Annotated in this window: 14 protein-coding genes, 1 pseudogene and 1 riboswitch; of the genes and pseudogenes, 6 read left to right on the top strand and 9 right to left on the bottom strand. The window is 68.2% G+C overall.

Translation table 11 applies throughout. From position 1 onward, the window contains the following. The first annotated feature begins 77 nt into the window (after positions 1-77). The 3 genes from EHF32_RS02605 to EHF32_RS02595 are packed head-to-tail and all read left to right on the top strand — an operon-like array spanning position 78 to position 3,669. Entirely contained in the window at positions 78-1,688 is a 1,611-nt protein-coding gene (locus EHF32_RS02605; RefSeq protein ID WP_137416675.1) for an MDR family MFS transporter, read from the top strand. Then, the gene (locus EHF32_RS02600) at positions 1,685-2,377 is read left to right on the top strand and encodes an ABC transporter ATP-binding protein (RefSeq protein ID WP_137416674.1); all 693 of its coding nucleotides are present in this window, start codon (positions 1,685-1,687) and stop codon (positions 2,375-2,377) included. Before EHF32_RS02605 ends, EHF32_RS02600 begins: the two co-directional genes overlap by 4 nt. Next, positions 2,374-3,669: an ABC transporter permease gene (locus EHF32_RS02595; RefSeq protein ID WP_137416673.1), complete on the top strand. Its 1,296-nt coding sequence runs from the start codon at positions 2,374-2,376 to the stop codon at positions 3,667-3,669. The genes EHF32_RS02600 and EHF32_RS02595 overlap by 4 nt, the downstream gene beginning before the upstream one ends. A gap of 10 nt (positions 3,670-3,679) precedes the next feature. On the opposite strand, the gene EHF32_RS02590 is transcribed toward EHF32_RS02595, so the two are convergent. From EHF32_RS02590 to EHF32_RS02570, 5 genes and pseudogenes are all read right to left on the bottom strand, one after another. Next, positions 3,680-5,158: a bifunctional hydroxymethylpyrimidine kinase/phosphomethylpyrimidine kinase gene (locus EHF32_RS02590; protein WP_137416672.1), complete on the bottom strand. Its 1,479-nt coding sequence runs from the start codon at positions 5,156-5,158 to the stop codon at positions 3,680-3,682. After that, entirely contained in the window at positions 5,155-5,802 is a 648-nt protein-coding gene (gene thiE, locus EHF32_RS02585; RefSeq protein WP_202876832.1) for a thiamine phosphate synthase, read from the bottom strand. Before thiE ends, EHF32_RS02590 begins: the two co-directional genes overlap by 4 nt. Further along, entirely contained in the window at positions 5,799-6,608 is an 810-nt protein-coding gene (gene thiM / locus EHF32_RS02580; RefSeq protein WP_137416671.1) for a hydroxyethylthiazole kinase, read from the bottom strand. Before thiM ends, thiE begins: the two co-directional genes overlap by 4 nt. After that, a riboswitch (TPP riboswitch) is annotated at positions 6,600-6,691 on the bottom strand. Its footprint overlaps the gene before it by 9 nt. 43 nt (positions 6,692-6,734) lie before the next feature. Continuing rightward, positions 6,735-7,447: pseudogene (locus EHF32_RS02575) on the bottom strand (ABC transporter ATP-binding protein). Beyond that, positions 7,444-8,535, bottom strand: coding sequence for an ABC transporter permease (locus EHF32_RS02570; protein ID WP_137416670.1), 1,092 nt, complete (start codon positions 8,533-8,535; stop codon positions 7,444-7,446). The pseudogene EHF32_RS02575 and the gene EHF32_RS02570 overlap by 4 nt, the downstream one beginning before the upstream one ends. A 150-nt stretch (positions 8,536-8,685) precedes the next feature. Here EHF32_RS02570 and EHF32_RS02565 point away from each other — a divergent pair, with 150 nt between their 5' ends. From EHF32_RS02565 to EHF32_RS02555, 3 genes are all read left to right on the top strand, one after another. Next, entirely contained in the window at positions 8,686-9,876 is a 1,191-nt protein-coding gene (locus tag EHF32_RS02565; RefSeq protein ID WP_137416669.1) for a sensor histidine kinase, read from the top strand. Then, positions 9,876-10,496, top strand: a complete 621-nt coding sequence (locus EHF32_RS02560; RefSeq protein ID WP_137416668.1) for a response regulator — start codon at positions 9,876-9,878, stop codon at positions 10,494-10,496. Before EHF32_RS02565 ends, EHF32_RS02560 begins: the two co-directional genes overlap by 1 nt. A gap of 114 nt (positions 10,497-10,610) precedes the next feature. After that, positions 10,611-11,594: a zinc-binding metallopeptidase family protein gene (locus tag EHF32_RS02555; RefSeq protein ID WP_137416667.1), complete on the top strand. Its 984-nt coding sequence runs from the start codon at positions 10,611-10,613 to the stop codon at positions 11,592-11,594. Positions 11,595-11,650: 56 nt separating this feature from the next. On the opposite strand, the gene EHF32_RS02550 is transcribed toward EHF32_RS02555, so the two are convergent. The 4 genes from EHF32_RS02550 to EHF32_RS02535 form a co-directional block, all read right to left on the bottom strand. Continuing rightward, positions 11,651-11,935: a TIM-barrel domain-containing protein gene (locus tag EHF32_RS02550; RefSeq protein ID WP_137416666.1), complete on the bottom strand. Its 285-nt coding sequence runs from the start codon at positions 11,933-11,935 to the stop codon at positions 11,651-11,653. Between the two features lie 289 nt (positions 11,936-12,224). Then, positions 12,225-13,820 (bottom strand): MDR family MFS transporter, encoded by a 1,596-nt coding sequence (locus EHF32_RS02545; RefSeq protein WP_137416665.1) that lies wholly within the window; start codon positions 13,818-13,820, stop codon positions 12,225-12,227. A 127-nt stretch (positions 13,821-13,947) separates the two neighbouring features. Beyond that, positions 13,948-14,613 (bottom strand): response regulator, encoded by a 666-nt coding sequence (locus EHF32_RS02540; RefSeq protein WP_137416664.1) that lies wholly within the window; start codon positions 14,611-14,613, stop codon positions 13,948-13,950. Further along, positions 14,610-15,797, bottom strand: a complete 1,188-nt coding sequence (locus EHF32_RS02535; RefSeq protein ID WP_161594053.1) for a sensor histidine kinase — start codon at positions 15,795-15,797, stop codon at positions 14,610-14,612. Before EHF32_RS02535 ends, EHF32_RS02540 begins: the two co-directional genes overlap by 4 nt. Positions 15,798-15,817 lie beyond the last annotated feature (20 nt).

The raw sequence follows: 15,817 nt of genomic DNA, 5'->3' as shown, positions 1-15,817 counted from the left end.
GCGTACCCCCTGAGGGGTAGGGCAGGTGTCCTCGTGCGGGGGACGCGCCGCCGGGCCTGGCCGACGAGGCTGAGAGCATGACTTCTCCCGCATCCGCCGCGCCCGCCGCGGCGACGGCGCCGACCGCGCGGCGATCCGTCCTGCTCGTGTTCGCCGGACTTCTCGTCGCGATGCTGCTCGCGTCGCTGGATCAGACGATCTTCTCGACCGCTCTTCCCACCATCGTCGGCGAGCTCGACGGTGTCGACCACATGCTGTGGGTGACCACCGCCTACATGGTCGCGGCGACGATCATGATGCCGATCTACGGCAAGCTCGGCGATCTCATCGGCCGCAAGTGGCTGTTCATCGGCGGCCTCGTCCTCTTCCTGGTCGGTTCGACGATCGGCGGCCTCGCCACCGACATGACGGGGCTGATCGTCGGCCGGGCTGTGCAGGGCTTGGGCGGAGGAGGGCTCATGATCCTGTCGCAGGCGATCATCGCGGATGTCGTCCCCGTGCGTGAGCGCGCGAAGTACATGGGCGTCATGGGTGCCGTCTTCGGCCTGTCCAGCGTCATCGGCCCTCTCCTGGGCGGCTGGTTCACAGAGAGCGTCGGCTGGCGGTGGGCGTTCTGGATCAACATCCCGCTCGGTCTCGTCGCCATCGCCTGCGCCTGGGTCTTCCTGCGCACCCCTCACAGCCGCAGCACCTTCCGATTCGACCTCTGGGGCACCGTGACGATGGCGATCGCCGTGACCTCGATCATCCTGACCACGTCGTGGGGCGGCAACACCTATGCGTGGGACTCGCCCCAGGTCCTCTGGTTGATCGTGATCGCCGCCGTCTCCGCGGCACTGTTCGTGCTCGCCGAGCACAAGGCATCCGACCCGCTGATCCCGTTGAAGCTCTTCCGCAACCGCAACTTCGTCCTGGCCACCGTCGCCGGTCTGTTCATCGGCGTCGCGATGTTCGGTACGCTCGCGTACCTTCCGACCTACCTTCAGATGGTCACCGGTGTCAACGCGACCATCTCCGGGTTCATGATGATCCCGATGGTGGTCGGCCTGATGCTGACGACCATCAGCACGGGCCAAATCGCGTCGCGTACCGGACGCTACAAGTGGATGCCGCTCGCGAGCATGGTCGTCGTCGCGGGCGCACTGCTGCTGATGTCGACCCTCACCGTCGAGACCCCGCTCTGGCTCCTGATGACCTACCTGTTCGCCCTGGGCGCGGGAATCGGCCTGGGCATGCAGATCCTCGTGCTGATCGTGCAGAACGCGTTCCACGATTCCGAGGTGGGCACTGCAACCGCCTCCAACAACTTCTTCCGCGAGATCGGCGCCTCACTGGGCAGTGCGATCGTCGGCTCGGCGTTCGCGAGCAGGCTGACCCAACTGCTCACCGAGCGGTTGGCGGGAGCGGATGCCGGCACGATCGGCGGTTCCACGAACTCGCTCACCCCCGCCGCGGTCAATGCGCTGCCCGATGCGCTGCACGACATCGTCGTGGGCGCCTACAACGACGCCCTGACGCCCGTCTTCCTTCTTCTCCTGCCGATGATCGGGGCAGGCTTCATCGCGCTGCTGTTCATCAAGGAGGTGCCCTTCCGAGCTACGCGCGACGAATCGCGCGACGGGGAGGACGACGCCGTCGCGACGGCGACCGCCGCCCTGATGGACGAGGCAGCGGAGGGCGCACGATGAGCGCGCCCCTGCTGTCGGTGGATAACGTCACGAAGACCTACGGTCGCAATCAGGGCCGTTTCGATGCGCTGCGAGGGGTGACCCTCGAGATCCGAGCCGGCGAGTCCGTCGCGATCGTCGGCAAGAGCGGATCGGGCAAGTCCACCCTCATGCATCTGCTCGCACTGCTGGACGAGCCCACGGCGGGCCGGATCACGCTCGAGGGAGCGGACACCCGTCGTCTGCACGGACGCGCGTTGAACAGAACACGCAATCGCACGTTCGGGTTCGTCTTCCAGCAGTTCTTCCTCACCCCGAATGCCTCCGTCCTCGAGAACGTCATCCTCCCGATGAAGATCGCCGGAATCGGTCGCGCGGAGCGCAAGCGCCGCGGCATGGCGGCGCTTGCTCAGCTGGATCTGGCCGACAAGGCGAAGAACAAGGCGACGAACCTGTCCGGCGGTCAGAAGCAGCGCGTCGTCATCGCGCGCGCGCTGGTGAACAACCCCCGAGTGATCTTCGCCGACGAGCCGACCGGCAACCTCGACTCGACGACCGGCTCCGTCGTCGAAGACATCCTGTTCGCTCTCAACCGGGAGCACGGCATCACCGTGATCGTGGTCACCCATGACGAGGAGCTCGCCGCCCGGTGCGACCGCCGCATCCACATCAAGGACGGGCTCATCGTGGCCGAGGAGGTTCCCGCATGAGAACCCCGGACCTGATCACCTCGGCCATCTCGAACACGTTCCGCTCCAAGACGCGCACCGTGTTGACGATCCTCGCGATCTTCGTCGGCGCCTTCACTCTCACCGTCACGAGCGGACTCGGCACCGGCATCAACCGCTACATCGACGACACCGTTGCATCCATCGGCGCGAGCGATGTGATGAGCGTCACGAAGAGCTCCGCGAGCGGGAGCGGGTTGTCGTCGGGCCCGACCGAGTACGATCCTGACGCGATCTCCGCGAGCACCGCAGGGCCCGGCGCGACGGTCACCGCGCTGACGGATGAAGACATCACCGTGCTTCGCGCGATCAGCGGGGTCGAGGACGTGTCGGCGAACAAGTCGATCGACGCGGAGTACCTCCAGCACGCCGACGGCAAGAAATGGGTCGTCAGCGTGGGGTCTCTCGTCCCCGGGCAGGCCCTGCAGCTCGCTGACGGCAGTGCTCCCGACGATGCCGCAACCGACTACCAGGTGACGGTGCCGGACTCGCTGGTGGATGCCCTCGGGTTCTCGGATGCGGCCGATGCGATCGGCGAGTCGGTCACCGTCGCCGTCGCCGACTCCGCACGCACGCAGTACACGGTGGAGGCGACGATCACGGGCGTGACCGAGGAGACGCTCGTCGGTACCGGATCGAGCATCACGCCGAACGCAGCCCTGTCGGACGAGCTGTTCACGCTGCAGAACACCGGCGTGCCCATCGATCAGCAGGACCGCTATGCCAGCGCCAGCGTGCGATTCGCCGCGAACGCCTCATCGGAGCAGATCGACGATCTGAAGCAGGCGCTCTCCGATGCGGGGTACACAGGCACGACCGTCGCGGACCAGCTCGGAACCTTCAAGACCGTGATCGACGCCATTGTGCTCGTGCTGAACGCCTTCGCGGTCATCGCCCTGCTCGCCGCGAGCTTCGGGATCGTCAACACCCTGCTGATGTCCGTTCAGGAACGTACGCGAGAGATCGGACTGATGAAGGCGATGGGCATGGGCTCCGGACGCGTCTTCACCCTGTTCAGCATCGAGGCGGCATTCATCGGGTTCCTCGGCAGCGCCATCGGCGCAGGCATCGGCATGGTCGCGGGCACGGCGATCAGCGGCGCTCTGTCCAGGGGACTCTTCGCCGATCTGGCCGGGCTCCAGCTCATCGCGTTCGATCCGCTCTCAATCGTCACGATCATCCTCGTCGTGATGGTCATCGCCTTCCTGGCGGGCACCCTGCCGGCGGCGCGAGCCGCACGAGCAGACCCGGTGACATCCCTGAGGTACGAGTAGCTGCGGCGCGTCACCGCGACGCGGCGAAGAAGGCGAGTTCGTGACGTGACGACACCAGGAACGCGTCGTGCATCGCGGCTCGGGTCGCCGCATCCGCCGTCGCCGCCGACCGGGCGACGATGTCGATCGCGCGGCGGGTGGACTGAGCGAAGACCGGGTCGGCATAGGTCTCCAGCCAGGAGCGATACGCGTGCCCGTGATGCGAATGCGCCTGCAGTCGCTCCCCCACGTCCTGGTAGATCCAGTAGCAGGGCAGCAGCGCCGCGATCAGCACGCGGTAGTCGCCGCGGGCGGAGGTCGCCAGCAGGTGGTCGAGGTAGGCCGTCGTGACCGCATCCGGACGCGCCCCGACACCGGATTCGCCCGCGAGCCAGTGATCGTGCAACTGCAGCTCGCCGACGATCGCATTCTGCGCGCTTCCTGCCCAGAACGCGCGCTCGGCGGAGTCCGGCGCACGGCGCGCGGCATCGGCGAGGACGCGAGCATAGTCGCGCAGGTACAGCGCATCCTGGGCGAGATAGCCGAGGAACGCGTCCCTCTCCAGCGTGCCGTCGCCCAACCCCCGCACGAACGGCAGGTCGTCGATCTCGGCACGGATGCCGGCGATGTCCTCCCACCACCCGGTCTCGACCTCGCGCGCGGTCGGCCGGGTGTCGAGACCGCCGCGTTCCCAGAGCCCGGCGAAGTGGCTGATCGGACCGTTGCCCGAGCCGACCTCGAGCTCAGCGCCGTGACGGATGCTCTCGGCGAGCCACCTCTTCGACTCCGCCGTCGCCTGCGCCCACTCGCCGGTGGCCGCCGCGCGGGTCGCCACCGCCGATGAGAGCGAGCAGCCCGTGCCGTGCGTGTTCCGGGTGCGGATGCGGGTACCGGCGAACTCGGTGACGGAGACGCGACCGTCGATGATCTCCACGAGCGCATCCGGCAGCCGCTCCCCCGACAGGTGACCGCCCTTGGCGAGCACGCGCACGCCGTGCGCACGAGCCACGACGCTCGCCTGCGCGAGCACGTCGGTCCACGCCGAGGCCTCGGGTGCGCCCGCGAGGATCGCGAGTTCGGGGATGTTCGGGGTCACGAGGTCGACGTGCGGCAGCAGCCGCCGGAGGGCGTCCTCGGCATCCGCGTCCAGCAGACGATCGCCGCTCGTCGCGACCATCACCGGGTCCAGTACGACGACCGGCGGGCGGATGCGGCCGAGCCAGGCCGCGACCGTCTCGATCACCTCGACGGTGGCGAGCATGCCGATCTTCACCGCATCGATCCGCACATCGTCGGAGACGGCGTCGAGCTGCTCGGCGAGGAACGCGATGGGCGGCACGTGCACCGAACGCACGCCGTGCGTGTTCTGCGCGACGAGGGCGGTGACGACGGCCATGCCGTAACCGCCGTTCGCGGCGATGCTCTTGAGGTCCGCCTGGATACCCGCGCCTCCCGTCGGGTCGGTTCCCGCGATGCTCAGCACCCGCACAACGGCGCGCACGGCACTCATGCCGCATCCCATGCCGCGCGCAGCATACGGACCGCTTCTGCGGGGTCGCTCGCACCGCAGATCGCCGACACCACGGCCGCGCCCGCCGCACCCGCTCGCCGCAGCGGGCCCAGGTCGGTGGCGGTGACACCGCCGATCGCCACGGCGGGCAGCGCGCTCGCCGCGACCAGTCGCGCAAACGACTCGTGGCCCAACGGTGGCGGCGCATCGCGCTTCGTAGCGGTCGCGTGAAGCGCACCGATGCCGACGTAGTCCACGACACCGCTGTCGGATGCGGAAGCCAGCTGCTCCGGCGTGGCGGCGCTGAGGCCGACGATCGCGTCATCGCCCACCAGTGCGCGCACGGCGTCCGGCGGAAGATCGCTCTGTCCCACATGCACTCCCGACACGCGCGCGCCCGCGTGGCGAGCGGCGAGGAAGACGTCCACGCGGTCGTTGACGAGCAGCGCGACGCCGTCGGGCAGCACGACCGACACCCTCGTCACCGTGTCGAGGAAGCGACGTGCGGAGGCGTCCTTCTCGCGCAGTTGCACCGCCGTGACGCCGTTCGCCGCCGCCTGGCGCACCACGTCGACGATGTCGTGGCCCGCCGCCGCGGCGATGCCCGCATCCGTCACGAGGTACAGCGAGAGGTCCGCGTTCACGAGATCACCGCGCGGATGCGAAGCGTGTCGGCGTCGAGGCCGGCGAGCGCGTCGAGGAACGCGACGGCGAAGCCACCCGGGCCGGTGGCACGCTCCGCGGCGAGCTCGGCGGCCACGTTGTAGACGGTGACCGCGGCGATCACCGCCGCGAAGCGATCCTCCTCGACGCCCGCGAACGCCGCCATGACGGCGCCGAGAGCGCATCCGCCACCGGTCACGCGTGTCAGCAACGCGTCGCCGTTGCCGAGCCGCACCTCGCGGGCGCCGTCCGTGACCACGTCCACCGCGCCGGAGACGGCGATGATCGCGCCGGTCGTCTGGGCGATGCGCCGGGCTGCGGCGACCGCATCCTCGACGCCGTCCGTCGCGTCGACTCCGCGGCCTCCGATGCCCGAGCCGTCGAGGGCGATGATCTCGGACGCGTTGCCGCGTACGACGCTCGGCGCCGTCGCGACGAGCTCAGCGGCCAGCGCGGTGCGCACCGGCAGCACACCGATCGCCACGGGGTCGAGCACCCAGGGAGTACCCGCATCCTGGGCGGCCGCCACTGCCTCGCGCATCGCCTCCCGCTGCTCGGCGCCGGGTGTGCCGAGATTCACCAGGACGCCCGAGGCGATGCGGGCGAACGGCCCCGCCTCCTGCGGGATGTCGACCATCGCCGGAGCCGCCCCGAGGGCGAGGAGGACGTTGGCGGTGAAGCCCGTGACCACCGCGTTGGTCAGGCACTGCACGAGCGGGCCGTGCTCCCGCACCGCATCCCAGGTCCGGATGGTGGATTCGATCAGGTTCTCTGGCGCGCGCGTCATGTGCGACATCCCTCCGCTCGTACTGACGAGATCAGGTTCGACGGGTGTGATCTCAGCCCCGCAGGGCACCCCGTGTCGTATGTGTGGGTTCAGGTTAGCGGACGACTCGGGCGGCGAGCGCGTCGATCACACCGCATCGGCGAGGCTCGTCCTCCGACCCTCGATCCGGCCGTCGACGACGGTCACGAGCTCATCCAGCGCCTCGCGGTGTACGAGGTCATGGGTGACGAGGAGGGTGGCGATGTCGCGTTCGTGCGTGAGGTCCGCGATCAGCTGCATGATTTCCGCCCCGCGCTCCTGATCCAGCGCACTGGTCGGCTCATCGACGAGCAGGACTTCCGGCTCGTGCACGAGCCCGCGGGCGATCGCCACGCGCTGCCGCTGTCCCCCGAGAGCTGGTGCGCGCGTTTGTCGGCGTGCTCGAGGAGACCGACGGCTGCGAGGAGCTCGTCGACGCGGGCATCCACCTTCGCTCGCCTGCTCCGACCGGCGCCGCCGAGCCGTGCCATGACCTGCAACTGCTCGCGAGCCGTGAGCGCCGGAAGCAGGTTGGACTGTTGGAAAACGATGCCGATGCGCTCTCGTCGCAGCTGCGTGGCGTCCTTCCTGGAGAGCTGAGCGGCGTCGATGGCCGCCTCGCCGGCTCCGATGAGCACGCCGCCGCGATCGGGGCGGATCAGAGTCGCCGCGACTGCGAGGATGCTCGACTTGCCCGACCCCGAGGGGCCGGTGATGCCGGTGACAGAGCCGTTCTCGCCGTGAAGGGTGACGTCGTCCACGGCGGTGATGCGGTTGTCCCCGTCGGGGAAAGTGAGGGTGATGTTCTGCAGTTCGATCATCGGTTGCTCCCGAGGGCGGTGAGAGGGTCGGCTTTGGTAACGGACCGCAGCGCGAACGCGGCCCCTGCGAGTCCCAGCACCGCCATCACGGCGGCTGGGGCGAGAGTGGTGAGCGGACTGATCACGAAGGGCAGTGCGCGCCCCGCGAGCGTGCCCAGGGCCACGACCGCGGCAAGACCGACACCGATCCCGGAGAGGAGGACGATCGAGGCTTGGCCGAGGGCATCCCTCACGAGCGAGCCGGTCGTCGCGCCGAGGGCTTTGAGCACGGCGATATCGCCAGCACGTTGCATTGTCCAGACCGTGAAGAACGCGCCCACGACGAGTGCGGAGATCCCGAACAGCATCGCGATCATCAACCCGAGCGAACCGATCTCCGAGCGGAAGGCCTCAAGTGCCGTGAGGCTCGCCAGGGGCGTCTCGGCGACGGTACCCGTCTCGGCGCCGATCGCCTGCCAGTCGGCGTTTCCGGTGACGGCGAGCACCGTCGCGGTGCCGTCGCCGCCGACGCGCCTGCTCGCTGTGCTCCACGCATCCGAGGTCAGAGCGATGACCGGTGTGTGGCTGTACCAGAGGTCGCCGCCGATGACGGCGACGGTGAACTCTTGGCCGGTGATCGAGATGGCATCGCCCGCCGCGACGCCGAGTGCTGAGGCGGCTCCCGAAGAGAGCCCCACCTCGTCGTCGCGAACGGGAACGATCTCGAACAGGGGGTTGGAGGCGTCATCCGACGTCTTCTGGGGCAGCCCGAAGAGCGCGACGCCCGTCGGGTCGGCGGCACCGACGACTGAGGCCCGTGACTGAACGATCCCGATCGGAGTCACCGACTCGATGCCGCCGGCCTCGCGCCATGCCGTGACGGTCTCCTCGTCGAGAGAGGAGGTCGCGTAGCTGGGATCGCTGTTGTGGGGCTTTTGCAGCACGAGCCTGTCGCCCGGCAACTCGAGTACGGCGGAGACGTTCTGAGCGGCCAGGCCTCCGGTGAGCCCGGCGAGGAAGCCGACGAGCAACGTGATCAGGGCGACGACCGCCCCGATCAGCAGAAATCGACCACGGGCGAACCGCAGCTCTCTCCAGGCGACGAACACGCTGGTACCTTTCCCGCTCGTGCACTCTGCCCGAGCTCGACTCCACACTCGTTGTCGGAAGGGCTGGCCGGCATCGCCCGAATCGTGGGATTCAGGATCGAACTTTCGGTTGATGGCCGTGCCGTGCCCCGCACCTAGGCTGAGACCGTCATGTCGCCTTCGACGCTCACACCCGTGTTCACGGGCCTTCGTGTGGGCTTGCATGCCCTCATGATCGGGCTCGCGGGCTTCGCGGTCGTCCGCGCGTTCCTCATCTCCGCGGAGACGGGGACGTGGACATCGGTCGCCGCTGTGGCCTTCGTGACTGTGTATCTCTCGGGCGCATGGGCAGGACGGATGCGGCGTGATCCGCACGTCTCCCGTCGCGGCTACGCCGTCGGCTGGGTCGCCGCCCTCACCCTGTTGTGGGCGGTGCTGACGTGGTTGAGCCCGGAGGGCGCGTATCTCGCATTCCCTCTCTTCTTCCTCTATCTCCACGTGCTGCCCGGACGCGGCGGGGTCGCGGCCATCGTGGTCACCGCCGCTTTCGCGATCCTCGCATTGGGCCTGCACCTCGGTTTCAGCGTGGGAGGAGTGATCGGCCCGCTGATCGGCGCCGGTGTGGCCGTGCTGATCGGACTCGCCTACCGGGCATTTCGCCGGGAGGCGGAGGAGCGTGAGCGCCTGCTGGCAGAGTTGATCCGCACGCGACAGCAACTCGCGGAGAGCGAGCGTGCGCAGGGTGCGCTGAGCGAACGCGCCCGCCTCGCTCGTGAGATCCATGACACCGTCGCCCAGGGCCTGTCGTCGATCCAGATGCTGCTGCGTGCCGCCGAACGCGACATCCCCGATCCTGGCGCCGGGTATGTGCGGCTCGCCCGTGAGACGGCGGCGGACAGCCTCGCCGACACGAGGCAGATCATTCGCGAGCTCACGCCGGACCGGTTGGGAGATGGTCTGGTCGCAGCCCTGGAGCGACTCGGTCGGGAGCTGTCCGAGCGCTCGTCGATCACTGTGGAAGTGGATGCGGAGGAGCTCGCTCTTCCCATGGGAATCCAGACGGCACTGCTGCGCATCGCGCAGGGTGCGCTCTCCAACACGGTCCGACAGGCTCACGCCACGCAAGTCGCCGTCGAGCTTCGCGGCGACGACTCCACGGTGTCGCTGACAGTGCGCGATGATGGGCAGGGCTTCGATGCGGCGTCGACGGTCGGCGACTCGCATGGCGCGGACTCCTTCGGACTGCACGCCATGCGTGAACGCGTCGAGCAATTCGGCGGCACCCTCGACGTCGACTCTGCTGCGCAGCAGGGCACGAGGGTCACCGCGCGGCTGCCGCTGACGGAACGGGAGAGCAACTGATGATCCGGATCCTGCTCGCCGATGACCACCCGGTCGTGCGTACGGGCTTGCGAGCGATGCTCGCGGGCGAGCCGGATCTCGATGTCGTCGGCGAAGCGGCGACCCCGTCAGAGGCCATCGACCTCGTGATCGAGCGGGCGCCGCATGTCGTGCTGATGGACCTGCAGTTCGGCACGTCGCAGAGCGGGGCCGACGCGACCCGCACCATCCGAGAGTTCGAAGAGGCGCCCGCGGTGCTGGTGCTCACGAACTACGACACCGACGGTGACATCCTGGGCGCGGTGGAGGCAGGAGCCAGCGGCTATCTACTGAAGGACACCACGCCGGAGGAGCTCATCGCCGCCATCCGCGCCGCCGCGGCGGGCGAGACGGCACTCGCCCCGGCGATCGCGGGGCGGCTGCTCGCGCGCATGAGGGCCCCGCAGAGCAGCCTGAGCGTCCGCGAGACGGAAGTGCTGCGGTTCGTCGCGGCCGGCGCGACGAACAACGAGATCGCCGAGCGGCTGCACATCAGCGACGCGACCGTGAAATCGCACCTCGTGCACATCTACGCGAAGCTCGGCGTCTCCTCGCGCACGGCCGCCGTCGCCGTCGGACGTGACACCGGCATCCTGCGATAAAAGCGTCGGGCGCCGCCACGAGTGTGATTCCACGGGGGCGCGGAGCTTCGCGACCGCGCACGTGCGAAGCGCAAGCCCGCGCCGGCGAGCGAGCCGCTCTGCCACCCTTGCCGGGTGAAGACCTTCCGATGCCGCGTGTGCGGGAACGCCGTGTACTTCGAGAACTCCGTGTGTACATCGTGCGGCACCCCGCTCGGTTTCTCCCGCGCCGAGGGCGAGATCGTCCCGGTCGACGGGACGGGCCGGTACGTGGATCCGTCAGGGGCCGTGTGGCACGTGTGCCGAAACCTGGGCCTGTCCGGCTGCACGTGGCTGGCGGCATTGGAGGGTGGTCAATGCTCTGCGTGCGACCTGACGCGCGTGCGCCCCAACGACGCCGACCTCGTGGGGCTCTCCCAGTACCCCGTCGCCGAACGCGCCAAGAGGTGGCTGCTCTTCGAGCTCGACCGGCTCGGCTTCGCGGTGGTCGGGAAGGCCGAAGACCCCGAGCACGGGCTGTGCTTCGATCTGCTCTCGAGCGTGCAGGAGAACGTCGTCATCGGCCATGATGCAGGCGTCATCACGATCGATCTGGCCGAGAGCGACGACGCGTACCGGGTGAAGGTGCAGAAGCAACTGGGTGAGCCCTACCGCACGATGCTCGGCCACTTCCGTCATGAGATCGGGCACTACATCGAGTGGGTGATCGTGGAGAACACCGGCCGCTCCGACGAGGCTCGCGGGCTGTTCGGTGACGAGCGCGCCGACTACCAGGCCGAGATCGATCGCCACTACTCCGAGGGGCCGCCGGCAGACTGGCAGGCGCGCTACATCTCGACGTACGCGACCATGCACCCCTACGAGGACTTCGCCGAGACGTGGGCCCACTTTCTCCACATCACGGACACGCTCGAAACCGCCGACCAGTACGGCGTCGCCACGTTCCCGGGAGTCGACGCGTTCGCCACGTTCCGTGATGTCGTGACGGAGGTCTGGACGCCGCTGGCCACCGCGCTCAACATGATCAACCGCTCGATGGGCAAGAGCGACCTCTACCCGTTCCTCCTGCCGGATCCTGTGCTGGACAAGCTCGACTTCGTCGCGTCGCTGCGGCCGTGACGGCGGCCGGTAGGTGACCGGAGCGGCCGAGGTCACCGGCGTCCCTCTCTCACAGGTCAGTGCCGGCCCGTGAGAACCTCGGACAGCGCCGGCCACGCGGCGGCACGGACGAAGAGCGGCACGCAGGAGCGCGACGACACGTCCGCCCTGACCACTCGGCCGCCCGCTGACGACGCGCCCGTGCGAGCCTCGATCCATTCGCCCGCGGGAAGGTAGACCTCCCACGCGGTCGCGCCGGGCTCGAGCACCGGAGCGACGAGCAGGTCGGGTCCCAGCATCCATTGCAGCGGATGCTCCCACACCTGCGGATCGGCGGGGTGGTCGAAGTACAGCGGGCGCATGCCCCACGACCACGGCTGAGAAGACTCGATGGGCGCACGGAGACCGAAGAGAGGAATGACCGGCTACCGGCCGCCGGAAAGCACATTCCGACACGCCGTGGTGCTCACATCCTCCTCGTAGACAGCCACCACGCAGCCTCGACGATCTCGCCGGCCGCCCTCATCACGAGCCACGCAGGCCAAGGCGAAGCCGCCCGTGCCGAAGCTCCGACTCGCACGCCGCGTGCCGGAGCTTCGTCATATTCGATGGTGGGCGCGCGCTTTGGTCGCCATCGTCTGCATACGCACATCACACCGAGGTTCGCGCACTCTCCACACCAGCGGACTCGCCCGCATCTCCCGTTTCAAGAGTCGCGCGCAGCGGGACCTCCTTGATGAACAGAAGCACCACGAAGCCGATCGCGATCATCGGCAGCAGCATCAGGAACACGGGAGTGAGCGCTTCGCTGTATGCACCGACGATGACGTCCCGCACCGCATCCGGCAGTGCGTTCACGACGGCGGGCGTGAGACTGTTCAAATCACCGGTTGCTCCCCCCTGCTGCGGTATCCGCTCGGCCAGGAGAGCAGTCAGGCGGCTACTGAACAATGCTCCCACGACAGCACCGCCCAGGGACGCTCCGATCTCACGGAAGAAGTTGTTGGCAGCCGTCGCTGTCCCTACTTGTCGGTCCGAGAACGAGTTCTGCACGATCAGCACGAGTATCTGCATCCCCAGCCCGATTCCCGCTCCCATCACGAAGAGATAACCCATGAGGAGCCAGATCGGCGTGTCCACGCGCATGGTCGAGAGAAGGAAGAGCCCGGCCGCGGTCACGACCATGCTGGCGATAGGCATCCATTTGTATCGGCCCGTGCGTGCCGCGATCTGTCCCGTCGTGATCGCAGAGATCATGAGCCCGAGAACCATCGGCAGCATCAGGTAGCCCGACGCCGTGGCGCTCACACCCGTCACCATCTGAAGGTAGGTGGGCAGGTAGGCCAGCGCGCCGAACATCGACACACCGATCACCAGACCGGCCACCGTGGCCAACACGAAATTGCGGCTCTTGAAGAGCGAGAGCGGAATGATGGGCTCGTCGGCGCGGTACTCGGCCAGCACGAAGGCCGCCGATGACAACACGGCGATCGCCACCAGGATGAGGATGACGGGCGAGTTCCACTCGTACTCCGTGCCACCCCACGACGAGACGAGGATGATCGAGGTAACAGCAACCGCCATAGACAGAGTGCCCCATACATCGAATCGCACCATCGTGCGGTGCTTCGGCAGCTTCAGGAAGACCGCCGCGAACGCCATGGCGAGGATGCCGAGCGGGATGTTGATCCAGAAAGCCCAGCGCCAGCCGATGCCCTCTGTGAACCATCCGCCGAGAAGGGGGCCGATCACGCTGGAGATGCCGAAGACTGCCCCCATGACACCCATGTACTTGGAGCGCTCGCGAACCGGCACGACATCAGCGATGATCGCCTGCGAGAGGATCATCAATCCGCCGCCGCCGAGGCCTTGGACGGCGCGCCCGATGATGAGCCAGGTCATGTCCTGCGCCAAGCCCCCGATCACCGACCCGACGACGAACAAGCCCAGCGCCCCCAGGAAGATCCCCTTGCGTCCGATGAGGTCGCCGAGCTTGCCGTACACGGGCATCATGACGGTGGCGGCGACGAGGTAAGCGGTTGTGACCCACAGCATGTGATTCACCCCGCCCAGTTCGCCCACGACCGTGGGCAGTGCGGTGGAGAAGATGGTCTGGTCGAGCGAAGAGAGCAGCATCGCAACCAGAAGTCCCGCGAAGATCAGCAGGACTGTTCGCTTGTTCGTGGCCGCCTCAGCGGACGGTGATGCGTCGCCGCTCACGGCGACGGCGGATTCCTTCGACGTCATACCTCCAAGGTTCCCGCCTCCGTGACCTCGCCACGTCCCCCGGCGAGGTCACCCCCATACCTCTGACGGGGTATCCGTTGGTCTGATGTCGCGTCGAATCGCCGATCGAGAGCCGGAGGCGGTCCGATCAGGCGCCGGGAACGAGCAGTCCGCTCTCGTAGGCAGTGATCACGAGCTGAGCGCGGTCGTGGGCGAAGAGCTTCGTCATGATGCGCTTGACGTGGGTCTTGGCCGTGTGAGGCGAGATGAACAGATCGGATGCGATCTCGTCGTTCGACCGCCCTCGAGCGACCAGAAGCAACACCTCGCGCTCCCGCTCGGTCAAATGCGCCAGGGCATCGGAGGTCATCGCCGAGACCGGAGCGGAGGGCTGCAGATAACGAGTAATGAGCGCACGGGTCGCCGTGGGCGAGAGCAGGGCGTCGCCGGCGTGCACCGCCAGCACCGCCCGGACGATATCGCCCGGCTCCGCCGCTTTGCCGATGAAGCCGCTCGCTCCAGCCCGGAGCGCCGAGACGAGATACTCGTCCTCTTCGAACGTCGTGAGCATGAGCACCCGCGTCTCAGCGAGCGAAGGATCCGCGCAGATCTGCGCCGTGGCCCCGATGCCGTCGAGGTCGGGCATACGGATGTCCATCACGATCACATCGGGCCGCTCGCGTCGGGCCACTTGTAGCGCTTCCTGTCCGGTCGTGGCTTCGCCGACCACGCGGATCCCCTCTACCCCATCCAGGATGTCGCGCAAGGCGCCCCGGATGAGCGCCTGATCGTCGACGACGAGCACGGTGGTCATGCGGTCTCCTTCGGGAGCGGGATAGTTGCGGTCAGGCGATACCCACCGGGCACGAGCCCGGACTCGGTCGTGCCGCGCACCGAGGCCACCCGCTCCCGGAGGCCCATCAGGCCGTACCCGCCGCCGTCGGATGCCGCCCGGCTCCCCTCTCCGCTGGCGGGATTCGTCACGACGATCCTGGCCGCGTCGTCACCGACCCTGACCAAGACGTGGGCACGGTTCTCTGCGCCGTGCTTGAGAGCGTTGGTCAGTCCTTCCTGCACGACACGGTAGGCCACCAGATCGGCGGCGGTGTGGAGACGGGCGGGATCGCCCTCGATCCGCACCGCGGCATCCAGCCCCGAGGCGGCGAAGGAGGCGACGAGCGCGTCGAGTCTGGCGAGCCCCAGCTGCGGGGAGGGCATGACGGACTGCTCCTCGGCGGGATCAGCGGCTCGGAGCACCGCCATCAGGTCGCCGATCTCGCCGAGGACTGCACGGGAGGCCGTTCGGATGGTCACGAGCGCTTCTTTCGTCTTCTCAGGGCGCGACTCGAGCGAGGCCGACGCGACGCCCGCATTGAGGCTGATGACCGAAATCTGGTGGGCGACCGCATCGTGGAGGTCTCTGGCGATCCGCAGACGTTCTTCGCTCACCCGGCGGCGCGCCTCGGCCTCCCGGGTCTCCTCCGCTCGTCGGGCGCGCTCAGTCACAGCGGCGATGTACGCGCTTCGCGACCGGGTGGCATCTCCGGCCGCCCCCGCGACGGCGACCATCAGCCCGATCTGCAGGGCTCGCGGTTCGAGGAGACCCTCGGCCGCAGCCACCAGGGTGACCGACACGACGACCACGATCGTCCCGGCCACGGCGATGAGGGATACACGCCGCTCGTTACGGTAGGCGACGCCGAAGACCGCTATCACGAGCGCGAGCACCACACCGGGAGCGGGAGCCCCGAGGAGGGAAAGCGTGCACGACAGCGCCACGATCGCGCCGAGGATGAGCAGCGGCCACCGACGCCGCAACGGAAGGATCACGATCGGCGCGAGCGCAGGGATCAGAAGCAGGGGCGACTCAGCGACCAACGACCCCGAACCCGGGAACGCGACGAACGCGCCCACGAGCACCAGGAGCGCCGCAACCAGGTCGCCCGGCCATGCCGGAGGGTGCACGCGCGGTAGCTCACCATCGGGATCGATCCGCATGAGGCCAGTTTGCCGTGGAG

It is taken from the genome of Microbacterium sp. RG1 (assembly GCF_005347485.1).
GTDB lineage: Bacteria > Actinomycetota > Actinomycetes > Actinomycetales > Microbacteriaceae > Microbacterium > Microbacterium binotii_A.
The sequence above is the reverse complement of the archived record's forward strand: the minus strand, read 5'-3'. Positions and strand labels throughout refer to the sequence as shown.

Bases quoted from the DNA above. Each gene is read 5' to 3' on its own strand.
- EHF32_RS02595 (WP_137416673.1), top strand. From the start codon at position 2,374: ATGAGAACCCCGGACCTGATCACCTCGGCCATCTCGAACACGTTCCGC.
- EHF32_RS02550 (WP_137416666.1), bottom strand. From the start codon at position 11,935: ATGCGCCCGCTGTACTTCGACCACCCCGCCGATCCGCAGGTGTGGGAG.
- EHF32_RS02600 (WP_137416674.1), top strand. From the start codon at position 1,685: ATGAGCGCGCCCCTGCTGTCGGTGGATAACGTCACGAAGACCTACGGT.
- EHF32_RS02605 (WP_137416675.1), top strand. From the start codon at position 78: ATGACTTCTCCCGCATCCGCCGCGCCCGCCGCGGCGACGGCGCCGACC.
- EHF32_RS02540 (WP_137416664.1), bottom strand. From the start codon at position 14,613: ATGACCACCGTGCTCGTCGTCGACGATCAGGCGCTCATCCGGGGCGCC.
- EHF32_RS02535 (WP_161594053.1), bottom strand. From the start codon at position 15,797: ATGCGGATCGATCCCGATGGTGAGCTACCGCGCGTGCACCCTCCGGCA.
- thiM (WP_137416671.1), bottom strand. From the start codon at position 6,608: ATGACGCGCGCGCCAGAGAACCTGATCGAATCCACCATCCGGACCTGG.
- EHF32_RS02590 (WP_137416672.1), bottom strand. From the start codon at position 5,158: ATGAGTGCCGTGCGCGCCGTTGTGCGGGTGCTGAGCATCGCGGGAACC.
- EHF32_RS02545 (WP_137416665.1), bottom strand. From the start codon at position 13,820: ATGACGTCGAAGGAATCCGCCGTCGCCGTGAGCGGCGACGCATCACCG.
- EHF32_RS02560 (WP_137416668.1), top strand. From the start codon at position 9,876: ATGATCCGGATCCTGCTCGCCGATGACCACCCGGTCGTGCGTACGGGC.
- EHF32_RS02565 (WP_137416669.1), top strand. From the start codon at position 8,686: ATGTCGCCTTCGACGCTCACACCCGTGTTCACGGGCCTTCGTGTGGGC.